This window comes from Streptomyces parvus (genome assembly GCF_014648875.1).
GTDB lineage: Bacteria > Actinomycetota > Actinomycetes > Streptomycetales > Streptomycetaceae > Streptomyces > Streptomyces parvus.
The window spans coordinates 96,760-113,629 of record NZ_BMRY01000008.1; the positions used below are offsets into that span (position 1 = coordinate 96,760).

The 16,870-nt window shown below is 72.2% G+C and carries 16 protein-coding genes; 7 read left to right on the plus strand and 9 right to left on the minus strand.

The window, feature by feature from the left end:
* Positions 1-187 precede the first annotated feature (187 nt).
* The 3 genes from IE140_RS24065 to IE140_RS24075 are packed head-to-tail and all read right to left on the minus strand — an operon-like array spanning position 188 to position 3,737.
* Positions 188-1,402, minus strand: coding sequence for an acetyl-CoA C-acetyltransferase (locus IE140_RS24065; RefSeq protein ID WP_150197400.1), 1,215 nt, complete (start codon positions 1,400-1,402; stop codon positions 188-190).
* A 44-nt stretch (positions 1,403-1,446) separates the two neighbouring features.
* Positions 1,447-2,589 carry an acyl-CoA dehydrogenase family protein gene (locus IE140_RS24070; protein ID WP_109180874.1) on the minus strand — a complete coding sequence of 381 codons (1,143 nt, stop codon included), beginning with the start codon at positions 2,587-2,589 and terminating at the stop codon, positions 1,447-1,449.
* An 8-nt stretch (positions 2,590-2,597) separates the two neighbouring features.
* Entirely contained in the window at positions 2,598-3,737 is a 1,140-nt protein-coding gene (locus tag IE140_RS24075; RefSeq protein WP_189460681.1) for a CaiB/BaiF CoA transferase family protein, read from the minus strand.
* A 209-nt stretch (positions 3,738-3,946) separates the two neighbouring features.
* Between IE140_RS24075 and IE140_RS24080 the strand changes: the two genes are divergently transcribed.
* The gene (locus IE140_RS24080; RefSeq protein WP_150198583.1) at positions 3,947-5,137 is read left to right on the plus strand and encodes a saccharopine dehydrogenase family protein; all 1,191 of its coding nucleotides are present in this window, start codon (positions 3,947-3,949) and stop codon (positions 5,135-5,137) included.
* Between the two features lie 13 nt (positions 5,138-5,150).
* Here the strand turns inward: IE140_RS24080 and mmpA are convergent, their stop codons facing one another.
* The 3 genes from mmpA to IE140_RS24095 all read right to left on the minus strand — a co-directional run bounded on the left by mmpA (position 5,151) and on the right by IE140_RS24095 (position 6,537).
* Positions 5,151-5,294: a morphogenic membrane protein MmpA gene (gene mmpA, locus IE140_RS24085; protein WP_006128898.1), complete on the minus strand. Its 144-nt coding sequence runs from the start codon at positions 5,292-5,294 to the stop codon at positions 5,151-5,153.
* A 90-nt stretch (positions 5,295-5,384) separates the two neighbouring features.
* The gene (locus IE140_RS24090) at positions 5,385-5,822 is read right to left on the minus strand and encodes a glutaredoxin domain-containing protein (protein WP_150198585.1); all 438 of its coding nucleotides are present in this window, start codon (positions 5,820-5,822) and stop codon (positions 5,385-5,387) included.
* Between the two features lie 22 nt (positions 5,823-5,844).
* On the minus strand, positions 5,845-6,537 hold the full coding sequence (locus IE140_RS24095; protein WP_189460683.1) for an endonuclease V: 693 nt from the start codon (positions 6,535-6,537) through the stop codon (positions 5,845-5,847).
* A gap of 70 nt (positions 6,538-6,607) precedes the next feature.
* Between IE140_RS24095 and IE140_RS24100 the strand changes: the two genes are divergently transcribed.
* Both IE140_RS24100 and IE140_RS24105 read left to right on the plus strand, forming a co-directional pair.
* The gene (locus IE140_RS24100; RefSeq protein ID WP_088573724.1) at positions 6,608-6,904 is read left to right on the plus strand and encodes a YciI family protein; all 297 of its coding nucleotides are present in this window, start codon (positions 6,608-6,610) and stop codon (positions 6,902-6,904) included.
* A gap of 62 nt (positions 6,905-6,966) precedes the next feature.
* Positions 6,967-7,833 (plus strand): alpha/beta fold hydrolase, encoded by an 867-nt coding sequence (locus IE140_RS24105; RefSeq protein WP_150198413.1) that lies wholly within the window; start codon positions 6,967-6,969, stop codon positions 7,831-7,833.
* A gap of 13 nt (positions 7,834-7,846) precedes the next feature.
* On the opposite strand, the gene IE140_RS24110 is transcribed toward IE140_RS24105, so the two are convergent.
* Complete coding sequence (locus tag IE140_RS24110; RefSeq protein WP_093437571.1) at positions 7,847-8,974, minus strand: WD40/YVTN/BNR-like repeat-containing protein; 1,128 nt, start codon at positions 8,972-8,974, stop codon at positions 7,847-7,849.
* Between the two features lie 208 nt (positions 8,975-9,182).
* Here IE140_RS24110 and ssgD point away from each other — a divergent pair, with 208 nt between their 5' ends.
* Together ssgD and IE140_RS24120 are read left to right on the plus strand one after the other, a co-directional pair.
* Positions 9,183-9,599: a spore wall synthesis regulator SsgD gene (gene ssgD, locus IE140_RS24115; protein ID WP_150198415.1), complete on the plus strand. Its 417-nt coding sequence runs from the start codon at positions 9,183-9,185 to the stop codon at positions 9,597-9,599.
* A 216-nt stretch (positions 9,600-9,815) separates the two neighbouring features.
* Complete coding sequence (locus tag IE140_RS24120) at positions 9,816-11,447, plus strand: ABC-F family ATP-binding cassette domain-containing protein (protein WP_189460685.1); 1,632 nt, start codon at positions 9,816-9,818, stop codon at positions 11,445-11,447.
* A gap of 69 nt (positions 11,448-11,516) precedes the next feature.
* On the opposite strand, the gene IE140_RS24125 is transcribed toward IE140_RS24120, so the two are convergent.
* Together IE140_RS24125 and IE140_RS24130 are read right to left on the minus strand one after the other, a co-directional pair.
* Complete coding sequence (locus tag IE140_RS24125) at positions 11,517-12,272, minus strand: helix-turn-helix domain-containing protein (RefSeq protein WP_093437687.1); 756 nt, start codon at positions 12,270-12,272, stop codon at positions 11,517-11,519.
* 93 nt (positions 12,273-12,365) lie between these two features.
* A complete protein-coding gene (locus IE140_RS24130; protein ID WP_150196422.1) occupies positions 12,366-13,187 on the minus strand; it encodes an alpha/beta fold hydrolase in 822 nt (273 codons plus the stop codon).
* A 185-nt stretch (positions 13,188-13,372) separates the two neighbouring features.
* Here IE140_RS24130 and IE140_RS24135 point away from each other — a divergent pair, with 185 nt between their 5' ends.
* Positions 13,373-15,700 (plus strand): ATP-binding cassette domain-containing protein, encoded by a 2,328-nt coding sequence (locus IE140_RS24135; protein ID WP_150196421.1) that lies wholly within the window; start codon positions 13,373-13,375, stop codon positions 15,698-15,700.
* Between the two features lie 187 nt (positions 15,701-15,887).
* Entirely contained in the window at positions 15,888-16,862 is a 975-nt protein-coding gene (locus IE140_RS24140; RefSeq protein ID WP_032762700.1) for an acyl-ACP desaturase, read from the plus strand.
* Positions 16,863-16,870: the final 8 nt, after the last annotated feature.

Here is a 16,870-nt window from a genome sequence, read left to right on the forward strand (position 1 = left end):
GGCCGGCCAGGGCCTGTCGTCAAACTGCCGTCGTCGCCCGGAGGGCGGCCGCGCGGCGTCTGGTGCGTGCGATCGCAAGGCGCTGGAATGGTCTTGTAGCGGAGCTACCAGGGCATTTCGGCAACGCCGCGAGCGCGCGTGCCAGGCGTCGCGCGGCAGGCGGCAGTTTGACGACAGGCCCTGGAGGTCAGATGCGTTCGACGACGGTCGCGACGCCCATGCCGCCGCCGACGCAGAGGGTGACCAGACCGAACCGCTGGTCCCGGCGCTCCAGTTCGTCGATGACGGTGCCGAGGATCATCGCTCCGGTGGCGCCGAGCGGGTGGCCGAGCGCGATCGCGCCGCCGTTGACGTTGACCTTGTCCAGGGAGAGGCCCATGTCCTTGACGAAGCGCAGGACGACTCCGGCGAAGGCCTCGTTGATCTCGACGAGGTCGATGTCGTCGATGGTCAGCCCGGCCTTGGCGAGCGCCTTGCGGGTGGCGGGGGCGGGGCCGGTGAGCATGATGGTGGGCTCGGAGCCGGAGACGGCGGCGGAGACGATCCGGGCGCGCGGGGTGAGGCCGTAGCGCTCGCCGACCTCCTTGGAGCCGATGGCGACGAGGGCGGCGCCGTCGACGATGCCGGAGGAGTTGCCCGCGTGGTGGACGTGGTCGATCTTCTCGACCCAGTGGTACTTCTGGAGCGCCACCGCGTCGAAGCCGCCCATGTCGCCGATGGCGGCGAAGGAGGGCTTGAGGGCGGCGAGGGAGTCGGCGGTGGTGCCGGGGCGCATGTGCTCGTCGTGGTCGAGGACGAGGAGGCCGTTGCGGTCCTTGATGGGGACGACGGAGCGGGCGAAGCGGCCGTCCTTCCAGGCCGCGGCGGCGCGTTCCTGGGAGAGGGCGGCGTACTCGTCGACGTCGCGGCGGCTGAAGCCCTCGATGGTGGCGATGAGGTCGGCGCCGATGCCCTGCGGGGCGAAGCCGGTCTCGAAGCTGGTCATCGGGTCCATCGCCCAGGCCCCGCCGTCGGAGCCCATCGGCACCCGGGACATCGACTCGACGCCCCCGGCCAGGACGAGGTCCTCCCAGCCCGAACGGACCTTGGCGGCGGCCAGGTTGACCGCTTCCAGGCCCGAGGCACAGAAGCGGTTCTCCTGGACGCCCGCGACGGAGTCCGGCAGGCCGGCCGCGATGGCGGCGATGCGGGCGATGTCGGAGCCCTGGTCGCCGAGCGGGCTGACCACGCCGAGGACGATGTCGTCGATGGCGGCCGGGTCCAGGTCCGGGAAGCGGCCCCGGATCTCGTGGATGAGGCCGACGACCAGGTCGATCGGCTTGGTGCCGTGCAGGGCCCCGTTGGCCTTACCGCGGCCGCGCGGCGTGCGGATCGCGTCGTAGACGAATGCTTCGGTACTCAAGACAGCTGCCTTTCGAGGGTGGTGGTCGACGCGGTGATGGTGCGTCAGGCGAGCAGCGAGCGGCCGATGATCTCCTTCATGATCTCGGTCGTGCCGCCGTAGATGGTCTGGATGCGGCCGTCGGTGAATGCCTTGGCGACCTTGTACTCGCTCATGTAGCCGTAGCCGCCGTGGAGTTGGAGGCAGCGGTCGGCGACGCGCTTCTGGAGTTCGGTGGCCCACCACTTGGCCATGGAGGCGTGGACGGCGTCGAGGGCGCCGTCGGAGTGGTCGACGATGCACCGGTCGAGGAAGGTCCGGGTGACGGCGCACTCGGTGGCCATTTCGGCGATCTCGAAGCGGATGTGCTGGAGCTTGGAGAGCGGACGTCCGAAGGCCTCGCGCTCCTTGACGTACTGGGTGGTGATCTCCAGCAGGTGTTCGGCGGCGGCGATCCCGGCGACCGCTATGCCCATGCGCTCCTGGGCCAGGTTGGTCATCAGGTGGATGAACGCGCCGTCGAGTTCCCCGAGGAGGTTCTCCTTGGGTACGCGGACGTCGTTGAAGAACAACTCGGCGGTGTCCTGGGACTTCTGACCGATCTTGTCGAGGTTGCGGCCGCGCTCGAAGCCCTCGGCACCGCGCTCGACGACGATGAGGGAGAGCCCCTTGGCCCCGCCCTCGGGGGTGGTCTTGGCGACGACGACGACGAGGTCGGCGAGGATGCCGTTGGAGATGAAGGTCTTGGAGCCGTTGAGCAGCCAGTGGTCGCCCTTGTCCTCGGCGGTGGTGCGGATCGCCTGGAGGTCGGAGCCGGCGCCCGGTTCGGTCATGGCGATGGCGGTGATGGTCTCGCCGGAGCAGAAGCCGGGGAGCCAGCGGCGCTTCTGCTCGTCGGTGGCCAGGCCGGTGAGGTAGGGGCCGATGATGTCGTTGTGCAGCCCGATCGCCAGGCCCGGCGCCCCCGCCCGGGTGAACTCCTCGGCGAGGACCGCGCTGTAGCGGAAGTCGTCGCTGCCGCCGCCCCCGTACTCCTCCGGGACGGCCAGGCCCAGCAGCCCCGCCCGCCCGGCGGCGAGCCACGCCTCGCGGGAGACGATGCCGTCCTGCTCCCACTGCTCGTAGTACGGGAGGACCTCCTTGGCCAGGAAGGCCCGGACGGTCTCGCGGAACGCGTCGTGCTCCTCGGTGAAGATCTGCCGTTGCACGGGGTCTCCTAGTCTCGGGGGGTGGGCCGGAGCCCCGGTACGTCCCAGTCGGCCGCCACGGCCTCCGTGTCCGCGCCGGGCAGCGCGGGCCCGGTGCGTACGGAGACGGGGGTGGCCGAGAAGCGCGGGGCGGGGGCGGGCTGGGTCCGGCCGCCGTGCTCGACGAAGGTGGAGCGGGCGGCGAGGTGGGGGTGGTGCGGGGCCTCGGTGAGCGAGAGGACGGGGGCCACGCAGGCGTCGGTGCCGGCGAAGACCTCGGTCCACTCGGCGCGCGTCCGGGTCAGGAAGCGTTCGGTGACGGCGGCGCGCAGTTCGTCCCAGCGGGCGAGGTCCCACCGGTCGGGGAAGGCGTCCGCGATACCGAGGAGCCGGGCGAACTCCGCGTAGAACTGGCCTTCCAGCGGGCCGACCGCCATGTGGCCGCCGTCGGAGGTGGCGTAGGTGCCGTAGAACGGGCAGCCGCCGTCGAGGAGGTTCGCACCGCGCCGGTCCTGCCAGCTTCCGGCGGCGAGCATGCCGTGGATCATCGTGGCGAGGTGGGCGGCGCCGTCCACGATGGCGGCGTCGACGACCTGCCCCGCGCCGTGGGCGCGGGCGTGCTGGAGGGCGGCGAGGACGCCGACGACGAGGTAGAGCGAGCCGCCCGCGTAGTCGCCGACCAGGTTGGCGGGGACGGTGGGCGGTTCGTCCGGCCCGCCGATCATGGACAGGGTGCCGGTGAGCGCGATGTAGGCGATGTCGTGGCCCGCGCGGTCGGCGAGCGGCCCGTCCTGGCCCCATCCGGTCATCCGGCCGTAGACGAGCTTCGGGTTGCGGGCGAGGCAGGCGTCGGGCCCGACACCGAGGCGTTCGGCGACGCCGGGGCGGTAGCCCTCGACGAGGATGTCGGCGCGTTCGACGAGGTCCAGGACGCGGGCCGGCCCCTCGTCGCCCTTGAGGTCCAGGACGACGGAGCGTTTGTTGCGGTTGGTGAGGTCGTGGGCGGGATCGATGCCGAGCCCCGCGCCGCCGGGCCGGTCGACGCGGACGACGTCGGCCCCGAGGTCCGCCAGCAGCATCGCGGCGAACGGTCCGGGGCCGATACCCGCCAGCTCGACGACCCGGACACCGGTCAGCGGACCGTGCCCGGGTGTTGGGCCTTTCGCCATCTGTGAGCCCCCAGGGGTGTGACACAACCGATGTAACACCTGTGATGCTAAGAACGTCCCCGGCTCCGCACAACCCCTCGGGCCGAGCAAGCGCTTAGCTCTTCGCTCCGATCCTCTCGCACGCGGCCCGCCCGGCCGCACGCCGCCACGGCGCTCTCCGCTACCCTCTGCCTGCCACGTCGGCACCCGTCTCCCAGCCGGAGGTACTCGTGAACAGGCAGAACGACGCGACACGCCCCTTGGACGTGGTCCTCTTCGGTGCCACCGGCTTCGTGGGGGCGCTCACGGCCGAGTACCTGGCGGCCCACGCGCCCGCCACTCTCCGCTGGGCGCTGGCCGGGCGCAGCCGGACCAAGCTGGAGAAGCTGCGCGAGCGGCTCACGGCGATCGCCCCGGCCTGCGCGGAGCTGCCGCTGCTGGAGACCGATGCGGACGACGGCGACGCACTGGCCGAACTGGCCGCCTCCACCCGGGTGGTGGCCACGACCGTGGGGCCGTACCTGCGGTACGGCGAGAAGCTCGTCGCCGCCTGCGCGGAGGCCGGGACGGACTACGCGGACCTCACGGGCGAGGCGGAGTTCATCGACCGGATGTATCTGGAGCACGACGCCCGGGCCCGGGAGACGGGGGCGCGCCTCGTGCACGCCTGCGGCTTCGACTCCGTACCGCACGACCTCGGGGCGTACTTCACCGTCAAGCAGCTGCCCGAGGACGTCCCCCTGACGATCGACGGCTTCGTCCGTACCAACGCGGTGTTCTCCGGCGGGACGTTCGCCTCGGCGCTGACCGCGATGGGCCGGGGCCCGCAGATGCTGGCCGCCGCCCGGGAGCGCCGGCTGCACGAGCCGCGTCTGGTGGGCCGACGGGTCCGCACCCCGGCGGGCTCCCCGCACTTCAGCGGGGAGACCGACGCCTGGGCGCTGCCGCTGCCGACGGTCGACCCGACGATCGTGGGCCGCTCGGCGCGGGCCCTGGAGCGGTACGGCCCCGACTTCCGCTACCGCCACTTCGCCTCGGTCAAGACGCTGCCCATGGCGCTCGGCGCCCCGGTGGCGATCGGCGGGCTGGTCGCGGCCGCGCAGGTGGAAGGCGTACGGGAGTGGCTGATGAGCCGTTACGAGCCGGGGCAGGGGCCGGACGAGGAGCGCCGCGGACGGAGCTGGTTCACCGTCCGCTTCGTCGGCGGGGGCGGCGGGCGACGCGTCTACACCGAGGTGTCCGGCGGCGACCCGGGCTACGGCGAGACGGCGAAGATCCTCGCCGAGTCGGCGGTGTGCCTGGCCCTGGACGAGCTGCCGGAGACCTCCGGGCAGGTCACCACGGCGGTGGCGATGGGCGACGCGCTCCTGGACCGGCTGACGGCGGCGGGGCTGCGGTTCCGGGTCGCGGCGGTGCGGTAGCCGGGCGGCAGGTCTAGAAGATCCAGCCGGCCAGTGTGTAGAGCATCGCCCCCAGCCAGACGAGACCGACGGCGCTGCCGAGGAGCATGCCGAGGGCCATGCGGCGCTGGGCGGGGTCGAAGGGCGCGGGACGGACGGCTGCACGAGAGGCGTTCATGTGTTCAGCCTGCCCAGTCGTACGGATCCATGCCATCCGTACGTGTACTCAGTTGCAGGACTGTTCCAGGTTGTTCCACGCCCGGGACGATCACCTGCGGGGCGGCAGCTGTCGGCGTACCCACGCGGGGTCCGGGTTGATGTGCGGCCGGTCCGCGACGACGACGGTCGGCACGGTCTCGTCCCCGCCGGTGGCGGCCCGCACCGCGGCCGCACCCGCCGGATCGCGCCAGATGTTCACCCAGTGCAGCCGGGAGGCGTCGCGGCCCAGCCGGAGGCGCAGCCGCAGGCAGTACGTGCAGCCCGGCCGCCAGTAGACGAGCGGGCGGCCGTCCACGGCGCTGCGGCGCGCCGCCTCGGCAGCCGGGACCGGCGCCGGGAAGACCAGGGGCGAGTGGATGACGGCCAACAGCACGAACAGCACCGGGAAGACCGCCGTCATGGCGGTGTCGCCGCCGAGGGCGGACCCCGTCGCGGCGAACGCGCCAGTGAGCAGGAACAGGGCCGGCAGCCTCCACGCGCGTCTCATGACACCGCACGCTACGGCTTCGTCAGGCGGTCGCTTCCCGCAGGGTCTGCCGGCACAGAGCGTCCGCCCGGCGGGTGCTCTCGGGCTGGCGGTAGCGGCCGGCGAGGCGGAGGGTGTGGGCGCAGGCGTTGTCGAGGCTGATGCGGTGGCCCACCGAGACGAACACCGGGCTGGTGTTCTCCCGGGTGCGCAGCGCGCGGCCGACCACCTCGTCGCCGTCCAGCAGCGGGGAGAAGTCACCTCGCCGGGGGCCGGGCGCCTCGTAGGTGAACGTGAACGGGTTCTTGCCGACGCCGATCACCGGCAGTCCGGTGAGCACGCCCAGGTGGCTGGCGAGTCCGAAACGGCGCGGGTGCGCCAGACCGTAGCCGTCGCAGACGACGAGACCGGGGTCGACGCTCAGCTCCTCCAGCGCCTCAAGCACCGTCGGGATCTCCCGGAAGGCCAGCAGCCCGGGGACGTACGGGAAGGCGATCGTGCCGACGGCGGTGGCCTCCTCGACCGTCTCCAGCGTCGCGGCGTCCAGCACGACAGCCGCCGCGACGACGACGTCCTTCTCGTCGTCGTAGGCCACGTCCACCCCGGTGACCAGGCCGGTTCCGGGCTCCGGCCCCGCCTCGTCCAGGATCACCCGGTCGCGCAGCCGGTCCTGGATCGCCCGGCCCTCGGCTTCGTCGGCGGGGGTCTCGTGGGCGGGGGCGGGTGAGCTCGTCATACCGGGGAGCTTATGCGGTGGAGCGGGCTGTCCCGTCGGCCGGCGGCCGGGATCCCGTAGCCTGACGATCATGTTCGTACTCGAATTGACCTACACGGCCCCGGTCGAGCGCGTCGACGCGCTGATGGCGGAGCACATCACCTGGCTCGACGAGCAGTACGCGGCGGGCGTCTTCATCGCCTCGGGCCGCAAGAACCCCCGGGACGGCGGTGTGATCCTGGCCGTCGCGGAGGACCGGGCGGCAATCGAGAAGATCGCGGCGGCCGACCCGTTCGCCGCGCACGGCGTGTGCGCGTACCGGATCACCGAGTTCATCGCCACCAAGACGGCGCCCGCGCTCGCGCCGTACCGGCAGCAACTGCCGTAACGGCGAAGGACTGTGGTCGCCGCCACCGATGACTTTCCGGGGCGGGGCCGGTCTGTACGGGTATGGAGACCTACACCCTGACCACAGCCGGCGCCGACCTCGTGTACGACGTCCGGGGGCCGCTGCCCACCGCCGACGGCCACCCGCCCTTGTTCCTGATCGGGCACCCCATGGACGCGAGCGGCTTCGCCGCGCTGGCGGCGCGCTTCCCCGACCGGACCGTCGTCACGTACGACCCGCGCGGACTCGGCCGCTCCAGTCGTGCGGACGGGCGGGTCGACTACACGCCCGAGATCCTGGCCGACGACGTGCACGCCGTCATCACGAAGCTCGGGGCCGGGCCGGTCGAGATGTTCGCCAGCAGCGGCGGGGCGGTCACCGCCCTCGCTCTGGTGGCGCGCCACCCCGACGACGTGACCACCCTCGTCGCGCACGAGCCGCCGCTCATCACGATCACCCCGGACGGCCCGGCGGCCGTCCGGGCCCGGGCCGGGGTCCGGGACGCGTACGAGAAGCGGGGGTGGGGCGCCGGGATGGCCGCGTTCGTGGCCATGACCTCGTGGGAGGGCGAGTTCACCGACGCCTACTTCGCACAGCCCGCGCCCGATCCCGCCGCGTTCGGCATGCCGGCCGAGGACGACGGCTCGCGGGACGACCCGCTGCTGTCCGACCGGTCCTGGGCGGTCAGCGACCACCGGCCGGACGTCGACGCCATCAACGCGGCCCCCACCCGTGTGGTGATCGCCGTCGGCGAGGAGTCCCGGGCCGTGCAGACCGGGCGGACCTCCGAGGCGGCCGCCGAACTGCTCGGGCAGCGGGTGACCGTCTTCCCGAGCCATCACGGCGGTTTCCTCGACGGCGAGTTCGGTTACCCCGGGAAGCCCGACGAGTTCGCGGCGCGGCTGCGGGAGGTGCTGGACGCCTCGTGAGGCCGGCGCGGGGTCAGAATCCCAGCCGGGCCACCCGTCCCTTCTCGCCCGCCGCCCAGCAGCCGAGGTCGGGGGTGCAGTCGACGGTGTCGTACGAGCCGGGGTCGACCGTCCGCCAGCTGCGCCCGCCGTCCAGGGTGAGGTCGGTGCCTGTGGGGCCGACGGCCAGTGCGGCGGTGCGGCTGTACGGGAGCCAGGTGACGCCGGAGCGGTAGGCGGGCGGCGGGGTGGCGGACTGCCGCCAGCTCCGTCCGCCGTCACCGGTGACGGCGGACGCCTCGGGGGATGCCTGGTCGGGGCGGTAGTCGCCGCCGACGGCGATGCCGTGGGCCCGGTCGCGGAAGGCGACGGCGAAGACGCCCCGGGCCGGATCGCCGGCCGGGAGGGTCGACGCGCTCGCCGTCCAGGTCAGGCCCCGGTCACGTGAGTGCAGGACCCGGGCGGTCTCCGCTCCCCCGGTGGTCAGCCAGACGTCCTTGGCGCCGGAGCTGACCAGGCACTGGCCGCTCGCCGCGAACCCCGCCTCGCCGGGCAGGGCGGCGGGCATCCCGGCATCGGGCAGGACCCGCCAGGAACGGCCGCCGTCCGCGGTGGACAAGACCCGGAACTTCCCGTCGACCGGGTCGCCCGCCGCGAGACCGTGCCGGCTGTCGAAGAACGTCAGGCAGTTGAAGAAGGCGCGGGGATCGGTGTTGCGGAAGGACTCGGTCCAGGTCGCCCCGCCGTCCTCGGTGCGCAGGACCCGCGATGCCTCGCCCTCGCCGATGGCCAGGGCGACGGCCCGGCGGCCGTCGAACGCCTCGATGTCCCGCAGTTCGAGCTCGGCGGCGTCCGGCGGTGACACGTCACGCCAGGTGCGGCCGCCGTCCGAGGTGCGCAGGACCGTGCCCTTCGACCCGGCGACCCAGGCGGTGCTGCGGCTGACCGCCGCGAGCCCCCGGAAGCGGGCGTCGGTGCCGGTGCCGGTGAGCTTCCATCCGGGCAGGAACCCGCGCGCGGCGGCCTCACGGGAGGTCGCTGGGGTGGCTTTCCCCTCCGTGTTCTGCGCCGCGTGTGCGCCCGGTGCGACCAGTACGGCCGCCAGGGCCGCCCCTCCGGTCACCAGTGCCATCAGCCGTCTCGTGTTCCCCATGGCCTTCATGGCGCTGGAAGCTAGCCCACGGGCCGGGACCCGTCCAGGGTGCGTCGCCGTCGAACGGGCAGGAGAGCGGGGGTGCGCGGGGACACGGGCAGGAGCCGGACGGAACCGGTGACGCAGCTCACGCCGCGCGCCGGTGCACGAAACGAGGAGTTCCGTCGTCTACTCCAGTGCCGGGAACCGTTCACCCAGCCGCGAGAGGGAGCAGGTCTTGTCCAGCGTTATCGAGCAGTCCGTGCAGGCTCGCATGGTCGCGTCCGCACCGCGGATGGAGACCTTGCCCGCCATGCTCAGTTACGACCGTCATTACCCCTTCGCCGTCCGCATGGCGTTCCCGGCCCCGGCGACCCTGGAAGGCACCGAGGTGTCGTGGGAGTTCTCCCGCGAGCTGCTGACCACCGGGGTGGACTCCCCCGCCGGGCAGGGGGACGTACGCGTACGGCCGTTCGGGTACGAGCGGACCGTCCTGGAGTTCCACGCCCCCGAGGGCATCGCGATGGTCCATGTGCGCACCGAGGAGCTGCGGCTCTTCCTCCAGCGTGCGCAGGAGCTGGTTCCGGTGGGCGACGAGCACCGGTATCTGGACCTGGACCGGGGTCTGACCGATCTGCTCGGCGGTCCGTGCTGACGCCCCGGCCGTAAATCCGGTTGCCGGGCCCACGGCCCGGCCCTACCGTCGGAGACGTCCCTGTTGTCGTCGATCGGAGTAGGACGTTGCTGATCTGAGGTCCTGTGCACACCGTGCAGAGCCCGCCGCGCCCTGTCGTGGCCCGGAGCGCCCGTGTGCGATCTCAGGTTCCTTCAGCCGTCCTTGCCCGTTCCCGACGTTCAACGGGAGTTCCGCATGTCATCCACCGACACCCATATCAGCTGTACCTCCCTCTCCTTCTCCTGGCCCGACGGCACCGAGGTCCTCACCGGCTTCGATCTGGCCGTGGGCCCCGGCCGCACCGGGCTCATCGGGCTCAACGGCTGCGGCAAATCCACCCTGTTGCGCCTGATCGCCGGTGAACTGACCCCGGCCTCCGGGACGGTCAGGATCCGTGGCGAGCTCGGTCATCTCCCCCAGTCCGTGGTCCTGGACACCGCACTGCGGGTCGACGAGGTGCTCGGGATCGCGGAGCGGCGGGCGGCGCTCGACGCCGTCGAGTCGGGCGACGTCCGGGCGGAGCACTTCGCGGTGATCGGCTACGACTGGGACATCGAGGACAGGTCCCTCGCCACGCTGGACGGCCTGGGCCTCGGGCACATCGGGCTCGACCGCACCGTCGGGGAGATGTCCGGCGGCGAGTGCGTCCTGCTGCGGCTGGCCGCGCTGCTGCTGGAGCGGCCCGGGGTTCTGCTCCTGGACGAGCCGACGAACAACCTGGACGCGTACGCCCGTCGGCGGCTGTACGACGCGGTCGACGCCTGGGCGGGGGCGCTGCTCGTCGTCAGCCACGACCGGGAGCTGCTGGAGCGGGTGGACCGGATCGCGGATCTGCGCGACGGATCGGTCACCTGGTACGGCGGGAACCTGTCGGCGTACGAGGAGGCGCTCGCCGTCGAGCAGGAGGCGGCGCGGCGCATGGTGCGGGCCGCCGAGTCCGACGTACAGCGGCAGAAACGCGAACTGTCCGCCGCGCACGTCACGTTGGCCCGCCGCAAGCGGTACGGGCAGAAGATGTGGGACACCAAGCGGGAGCCCAAGGTCGTGATGGGGCAGCGCAAGCGCGCGGCCCAGGTGTCGGCCGGCAAGCACCGCATCCTGCACACCGAGCGGCTGGCGGCGGCCGAAGAGCGCCTGGACGAGGCGGAGTCGGCGGTGCGGGAGGACGAGGAGATCCGGATCGAGCTGCCGGACACCCGGGTCCACCCGAGCAGCGAGGTGCTGCTGCTGCGCGATCCGGTGCCGCCTTACGGGCCGCCGCTGCGCGGCGAGTTGATGGTGCGGGGCCCGGAGCGGATCGCGCTGACCGGGCGCAACGGGGCGGGTAAGACGGCGCTGCTGCGGACGATCGCGGGTGAGCTGAAGCCCCTCTCGGGCGAGGCGAGCCCGTGGGTGGCGACGGGGTTCCTGCCGCAGCGGCTGGATGTGCTGGACGAGGAGTCGTCGGTGGCGCGGAACGTGGCGCGGGCGGCTCCCGGTCGTACGGAGAACGCCGTGCGGGCCCGGCTGGCGCGCTTCCTGTTCAAGGGGGCGGCGGCGGACCGCCCGGCCTCGACCCTGTCGGGCGGGGAGCGGTTCCGGGCGACGCTGGCGATGCTGCTGCTGGCCGATCCGGCGCCCCGGCTGCTGCTGCTCGACGAGCCGACGAACAGCCTCGATCTGGCGAGCGTACGGCGGCTGACCGAGGCGCTGGAGGCGTACGAGGGGGCGCTGATCGTGGCCGGCCACGATGTGCCGTTTCTGGAGTCGATCGGGATCACGCGCTGGCTCCGGCTGGACGGCGAGCTGCGGGACACGACGGCGGAGGCGGTGCGGGAGGGCGGGTGACGCGGTGGGCGAGGGCTGCTCGGGCGGTGCGCGAGGGGCGGTGGGGCGGTCCCCGTGCGGCGGGGCCTCCTACGGTGTCGGCCATGCGAGGTCGTCGATGGCCAGCCACGGGGCGGCGGCCACCGCCGTGGGCGTCACGCCGGTGAACGCCTTGACCTCGCGGTGGAGATGGGCCTGGTCGGCGTAGCCGCTCAAGGCCGCCACCTCGGCGGCTGGGCGGCCGGCCGCGAGGAGATGGGCGGCATGGTCGAACCGGACCAGCCGGGCGGCGTGCTTCGGGGCGAGGCCGATCTGGGACCGGAAGCGGGACCAGAGACGCTTGCGGCTCCAGCCGACCTCGTTCGCCAGACTGTCGACGCCCACCCGGCCACGGGCGGTGAGGATCAGCTCCCAGACCGCGGTCACCTCCGGGTCCGGCGACCGGCGGACGTCCAGCCGCCGGCCGAGGGCGTCGGCCGCGATCGCGAACCGTTCGTCCCACGTCCCGGCCGCCCGCAGCCTGTCCTCGGTCCGCTCGGCGTCGCGACCCCAGACGTCATCCAGCGAGACGACCGTCCCGGTGAGATCGGCCGACGCGCCGAGCACCGCGACCGCCAGGGGCGGCGGCAGCCGGATCTGCAGGCACTCGATCCGCCCGGTCGCCCGGCCGCCGAGCCGCAGGGCTCCCGGCGCCAGCCCCGCGACCGTACTGCCGCGTGCGCGCCCGCCGTCGGAGTCGTGGACGATGCCGCTGCCCTCGCTCAGGTCCACGAACAGGGTGACCGAGGGGTGCGCGACCATGGCGATGTCCACGTGGACCGGGGCGAGTTGGCGGAAGCCTGCCATGACGGCTCCCGGGAGCCGGCCCGAGTGCCGGGGCACCGCGACGTCCACCGCCGACCAGTCGGGGGGTGATTCGGTGAGCCTCACGATGCCAGACTAGAAGGGCCGGCGGCCCGCCGCCGCCAGGAAGCGCAGCAGCGACTCACCTGTTTCCGCGGGCGCTTCGAGCATGGGGAAGTGCCCGACGCCGGCCAGTCGCTCGACGCGCGTGTTCGGTGTCCTGTCGTAGAGACGCACCGCATCAGGATCCCAGCGGGGGTCGGCGGTGCCGAAGGCCACGAGGGCCGGGACGTCGAGTGCGCCAAGACGCGTGGGGACGCTCCGCTCGGCGATGTACTCGGTGTTGCGGCGCAGGACCGTCCTGAAGGTGCTGTAGCTGATGTCCCGTACGTCGTCGACCAGGTCGTCCGGGACGGTGACCGGGCGGCTGCACACCGCGGTCACGCCTCGTCGGAGCATCGCGTCGGACCGGACGCGCCACATCAGCGGGCCGAGCGGCGGGGCGATGAGCGCCCGCAGAACGGCGGGCTGCGGAAGGAGCGCTTCGGGGCTCGGGCCGCTGCTGATCAGCGCGAGGGCTTCCACCAGGTCCGGGCGCCGCTCGGCGAGGGCGGTGGCGATGTATCCGCCGCTGGAGTGCCCGGCGACGGTCACGGAACTCAGGGCGAGTTCGTCGAGCGCCGCGGCCAGGACCGCCGCCTGCCCGGGTACGTCGTACGACGCCGCGGGCGGGGACTGGCCGTGGCCCGGCAGGTCGACCCGGATGACGTGGTGCCGACGGGCCAGCACCGGCACCACCGGGCCCCAGGAGTTGCCCGAGGCGCCTGATCCGTGGACGAGCACGAGCGGCGGCGCCTCCCGGGGACCGTCGTGGACCACGTGTATTCCGTGCACGTACGTGCTGTCATCGATACCCATGCGGGCGAGGATGGCCGAGCCGCCCCTCCACGGTCTTGTACGAATGTCGCCGACTGGCAGGAACGTCGCCGCCCGGTACGAACGTCGCCCGCGGATCTCCCGGATCTCCCGGATCTCCCGGATCTCCCGGATCTCCCGGAAAAAGCAGACAGAAATTGTCCGGTATCCCGCCTAGCGTCGCGCTCATGGATCGCTTCCCCGACCGCGACGCGGAGCCGTACACCCCCGGCGCCGCCCACCGCGACATCGTCATCACCGGCGCGCGCGAGAACAATCTGCGCGACGTATCCCTCCGCATCCCCAAGGGCCGGATCACCGTCTTCACCGGTGTCTCGGGTTCGGGCAAGTCGTCGGTCGTCTTCGACACGATCGCCGTGGAGTCGCAGCGGCAGCTGAACGAGACGTTCACCTCGTTCCTGCGCAACCGGCTGCCGAAGTACGAGCGGCCGCACGTCGAGTCCGTCGAGGACCTGTCGGTGGCCATCGTGATCGACCAGAAGCCGCTCGGCGGCAACGTCCGCTCCACGGTGGGCACGGCGACCGACATCTGGTCGGTGCTCCGCGTGCTGTTCTCCCGGTACGGCGCCCCGAGTGCGGGCGGGGCGACCGCGTACTCCTTCAACGATCCCGCCGGGATGTGCCCGGAGTGCGACGGGGTGGGGCGCACGGTCCAGCTGGATCTGGACCGGGCGATCGACTGGTCGAAGTCGCTGAACGAGGGGGCGCTGCTGCTGCCCGGTCTGTCGGTGGGCAGCTGGGAGTGGAATCTGTACGGCGGGTCGGGGCGGTTCGACAACGACCTGCCGCTGGCCGAGTACGGCGAGGAGGAACGCCGGCTCCTGCTGTACGGATCGGGGTTCACCGTCCGCCTCGACCTGCGGACCGGGTCGGCCGACATGAAGTTCGAGGGGGTCGTGACCCGCTTCGAGCGCCTGTATCTCAAGCGCGACACCGCTTCTCTCTCCGAGAAGCGCCGCGAGGCCGCCGCGCGGTTCACCGTGGAGCGGGTCTGCGGATCCTGCGGCGGGGCACGACTGAACGCGGCGGCGCTCGCCACCCGGGTCCACGGGCTCTCGCCCGCCGACTACGGGCGGATGGAGGTCGCCGAACTCGTCGGCGTACTGGAGCGGATCGACGATCCGGTGGGCGGGCCCATCGCCGCCGCGGCCCGGGAACGGCTGGAGCGGCTGGTGGGCATCGGGCTCGGCTATCTGAGCCTGGACCGGGAGACCACGACCCTGTCGGGCGGCGAGGGCCAGCGGCTCAAGATGGTGAGGCACCTGGGGAGTTCGCTCACCGGGCTGACGTTCGTCTTCGACGAGCCCAGCGTCGGACTGCATCCGCGCGACGTGGGCAGGCTGGGCGATCTGCTGGTGCGACTGCGCGACAAGGGCAACACGGTGCTGGTCGTCGAACACGACCCGGATGTGATGGCGGTCGCCGACCATGTCGTCGACATGGGGCCGCGGGCCGGTGCCGACGGCGGCCACATCGTCTTCGAGGGGCCGTTCGAGCGGCTGCGCGAGACCGATACGCTCACCGGCCGGTCGCTGCGCCGCCGCACCCCGGTGAAGGGGGCCGTGCGCTCCCCGACCGGGCAGCTCCCGGTGCACGGAGCGGATCTGCACAACCTCAAGGGGCTGGACGTGTCGTTCCCCGCCGGGGTGCTGACCGCGGTGACGGGGGTGGCCGGGTCCGGGAAGTCGACGCTGGTGTCGCGGGTGTTCACGGCGGCGTACCCGGACGCGGTGGTGATCGACCAGAGCGCGATCACGGCCTCGTCCCGTTCGACCCCCGCCTCGTACATCGGCGCGCTGGACACCATCCGCAAGGTGTTCGCCCGGGAGAACGGGGTGGACGCGGGGCTGTTCAGCTTCAACTCCGCCGGGGCGTGCGCGGGCTGCTCGGGCCGTGGCGAGATCTCGACGGATCTGGCGTTCATGGATCCGGTCACCACGACCTGCCCGGAGTGCGAGGGCCGCCGGTTCCACGACGACGTGCTGAAGCACCGGGTCGGCGGCCGGTCGATCGCGGACGTCCTGGAGATGACGGCGGCGCGGGCGGTCGGACTGTTCGAGGACCGCGCACTGCTGCGGAAACTGCGCACGCTCGACGAGGTCGGGCTCACCTACCTCACGCTCGGGCAGCCGCTCAGCACGCTCTCGGGCGGTGAGCGCCAGCGGATCAAGCTCGCCACCCAGCTGCACCGCACCTCCAGCGTGTACGTGCTGGACGAGCCGACGACGGGACTGCACCTGGCGGACACGGGCACGCTGGTGGATCTGCTGGACCGGCTGGTAGACGCGGGGAACACCGTGATCTGCGTGGAGCACAACCTGGAGGTGGTCAAGCGGGCGGACTGGGTGATCGACCTCGGCCCGGAGGGCGGCAAGGGCGGCGGGGAGCTGGTCTTCGCGGGGACACCCGCCGAGCTGCTCGCGCATCCGACGTCCGTCACGGGCCGGTATCTGCGCCGGGATCCAGGGGTGGAATCACCGAATCCGGAAAGCTGAAAGCCGCTGAAGCAGGGTCCTGAGAGGGCCCCGAAGCACTCCTCGCCCACCCGTTCACCTGCGGGTATGACGCTGTGTCGCCCACCCCTGCCGGTGGCGGGCTTGGCTTTGCCCTTACGGTCGCCTTAACCTACGGTCTCGTAACCTACGAAGCCGTAGGTAATTCTCCCGTCCCCAGGAGCTCCCCGTGACGATCACCTCTCCCCACCTCGGCAGTTCGAAGGCGTGGACCGACGCCCAGCTGCTGTACGCGCTGGAAGAGGTGGTGGAGAAGGAGCTCAACCGCCATCTGAAGGTCGCCAAGGACTGGATGCCGCACGAGTACGTCCCGTTCTCCGACGGCCGCAACTTCCCCGGCATCTTCGAGGACGGCGAGGCCTGGGAGGCGGACCAGTCCAAGGTCACCGACATCGGCAAGATCGCTCTCGTGGTCAACCTCCTCACCGAGGACAACCTCCCCAGCTACCACCACGAGATCGCCTCCCTCTTCGGCCGCGACGGCGCGTGGGGCACCTGGGTGCACCGCTGGACCGCCGAGGAGGGCCGCCACGGCATCGTGATGCGCGACTACCTGCTCACCTCGCGCGCCGTGGACCCGGACAAGCTGGAGCAGTTCCGCATGGCGCACATGGCGGAGGGCTTCGAGTCGGACAACCGGCACTCGATGCTGCACTCCGTCGCGTACGTCGCCTTCCAGGAGCTGGCCACCCGCGTCTCGCACCGCAACACCGGCCACCAGTCCGGCGACCCGGTCTGCGACCGGATGCTGGCCCGGATCGCGACCGACGAGAACCTCCACATGGTCTTCTACCGCAACCTCCTGGGCGCCGCCTTCGAGCTGGCCCCGGACCTGACCATGCAGGCCGTGCGGGACGTCGTCGTCAACTTCCGGATGCCCGGACACGGCATGCCCGGCTTCGAGCGGGCCGCCGCGCAGATGGCGATCGGCGAGATCTACAACATGCGCATCCACCACGACGACGTGATCCAGCCCGTGCTGCGCTTCCTGAAGGTCATGAGCATCGACGGGCTCGGCCCGGAGGGTGCGAAGGCCCAGGAGGAGCTCGGTCTGTACATGGGCGGGCTGGACAGCGAGGCGTCGAAGTTCGACGAGAAGCTCGCCGCCCGCAAGGCCCGGATGGCGGCCCGCGGCCGCGCCTGATCCTCCCG

Coding starts and splice junctions, on each gene's coding strand:
- IE140_RS24135 (WP_150196421.1), top strand. CDS start 13,373: ATGGATCGCTTCCCCGACCGCGACGCGGAGCCGTACACCCCCGGCGCC.
- IE140_RS24105 (WP_150198413.1), top strand. CDS start 6,967: ATGGAGACCTACACCCTGACCACAGCCGGCGCCGACCTCGTGTACGAC.
- IE140_RS24075 (WP_189460681.1), bottom strand. CDS start 3,737: ATGGCGAAAGGCCCAACACCCGGGCACGGTCCGCTGACCGGTGTCCGG.
- mmpA (WP_006128898.1), bottom strand. CDS start 5,294: ATGAACGCCTCTCGTGCAGCCGTCCGTCCCGCGCCCTTCGACCCCGCC.
- IE140_RS24125 (WP_093437687.1), bottom strand. CDS start 12,272: ATGGCAGGCTTCCGCCAACTCGCCCCGGTCCACGTGGACATCGCCATG.
- IE140_RS24100 (WP_088573724.1), top strand. CDS start 6,608: ATGTTCGTACTCGAATTGACCTACACGGCCCCGGTCGAGCGCGTCGAC.
- IE140_RS24110 (WP_093437571.1), bottom strand. CDS start 8,974: ATGAAGGCCATGGGGAACACGAGACGGCTGATGGCACTGGTGACCGGA.
- IE140_RS24120 (WP_189460685.1), top strand. CDS start 9,816: ATGTCATCCACCGACACCCATATCAGCTGTACCTCCCTCTCCTTCTCC.
- IE140_RS24095 (WP_189460683.1), bottom strand. CDS start 6,537: ATGACGAGCTCACCCGCCCCCGCCCACGAGACCCCCGCCGACGAAGCC.
- IE140_RS24090 (WP_150198585.1), bottom strand. CDS start 5,822: ATGAGACGCGCGTGGAGGCTGCCGGCCCTGTTCCTGCTCACTGGCGCG.
- IE140_RS24130 (WP_150196422.1), bottom strand. CDS start 13,187: ATGGGTATCGATGACAGCACGTACGTGCACGGAATACACGTGGTCCAC.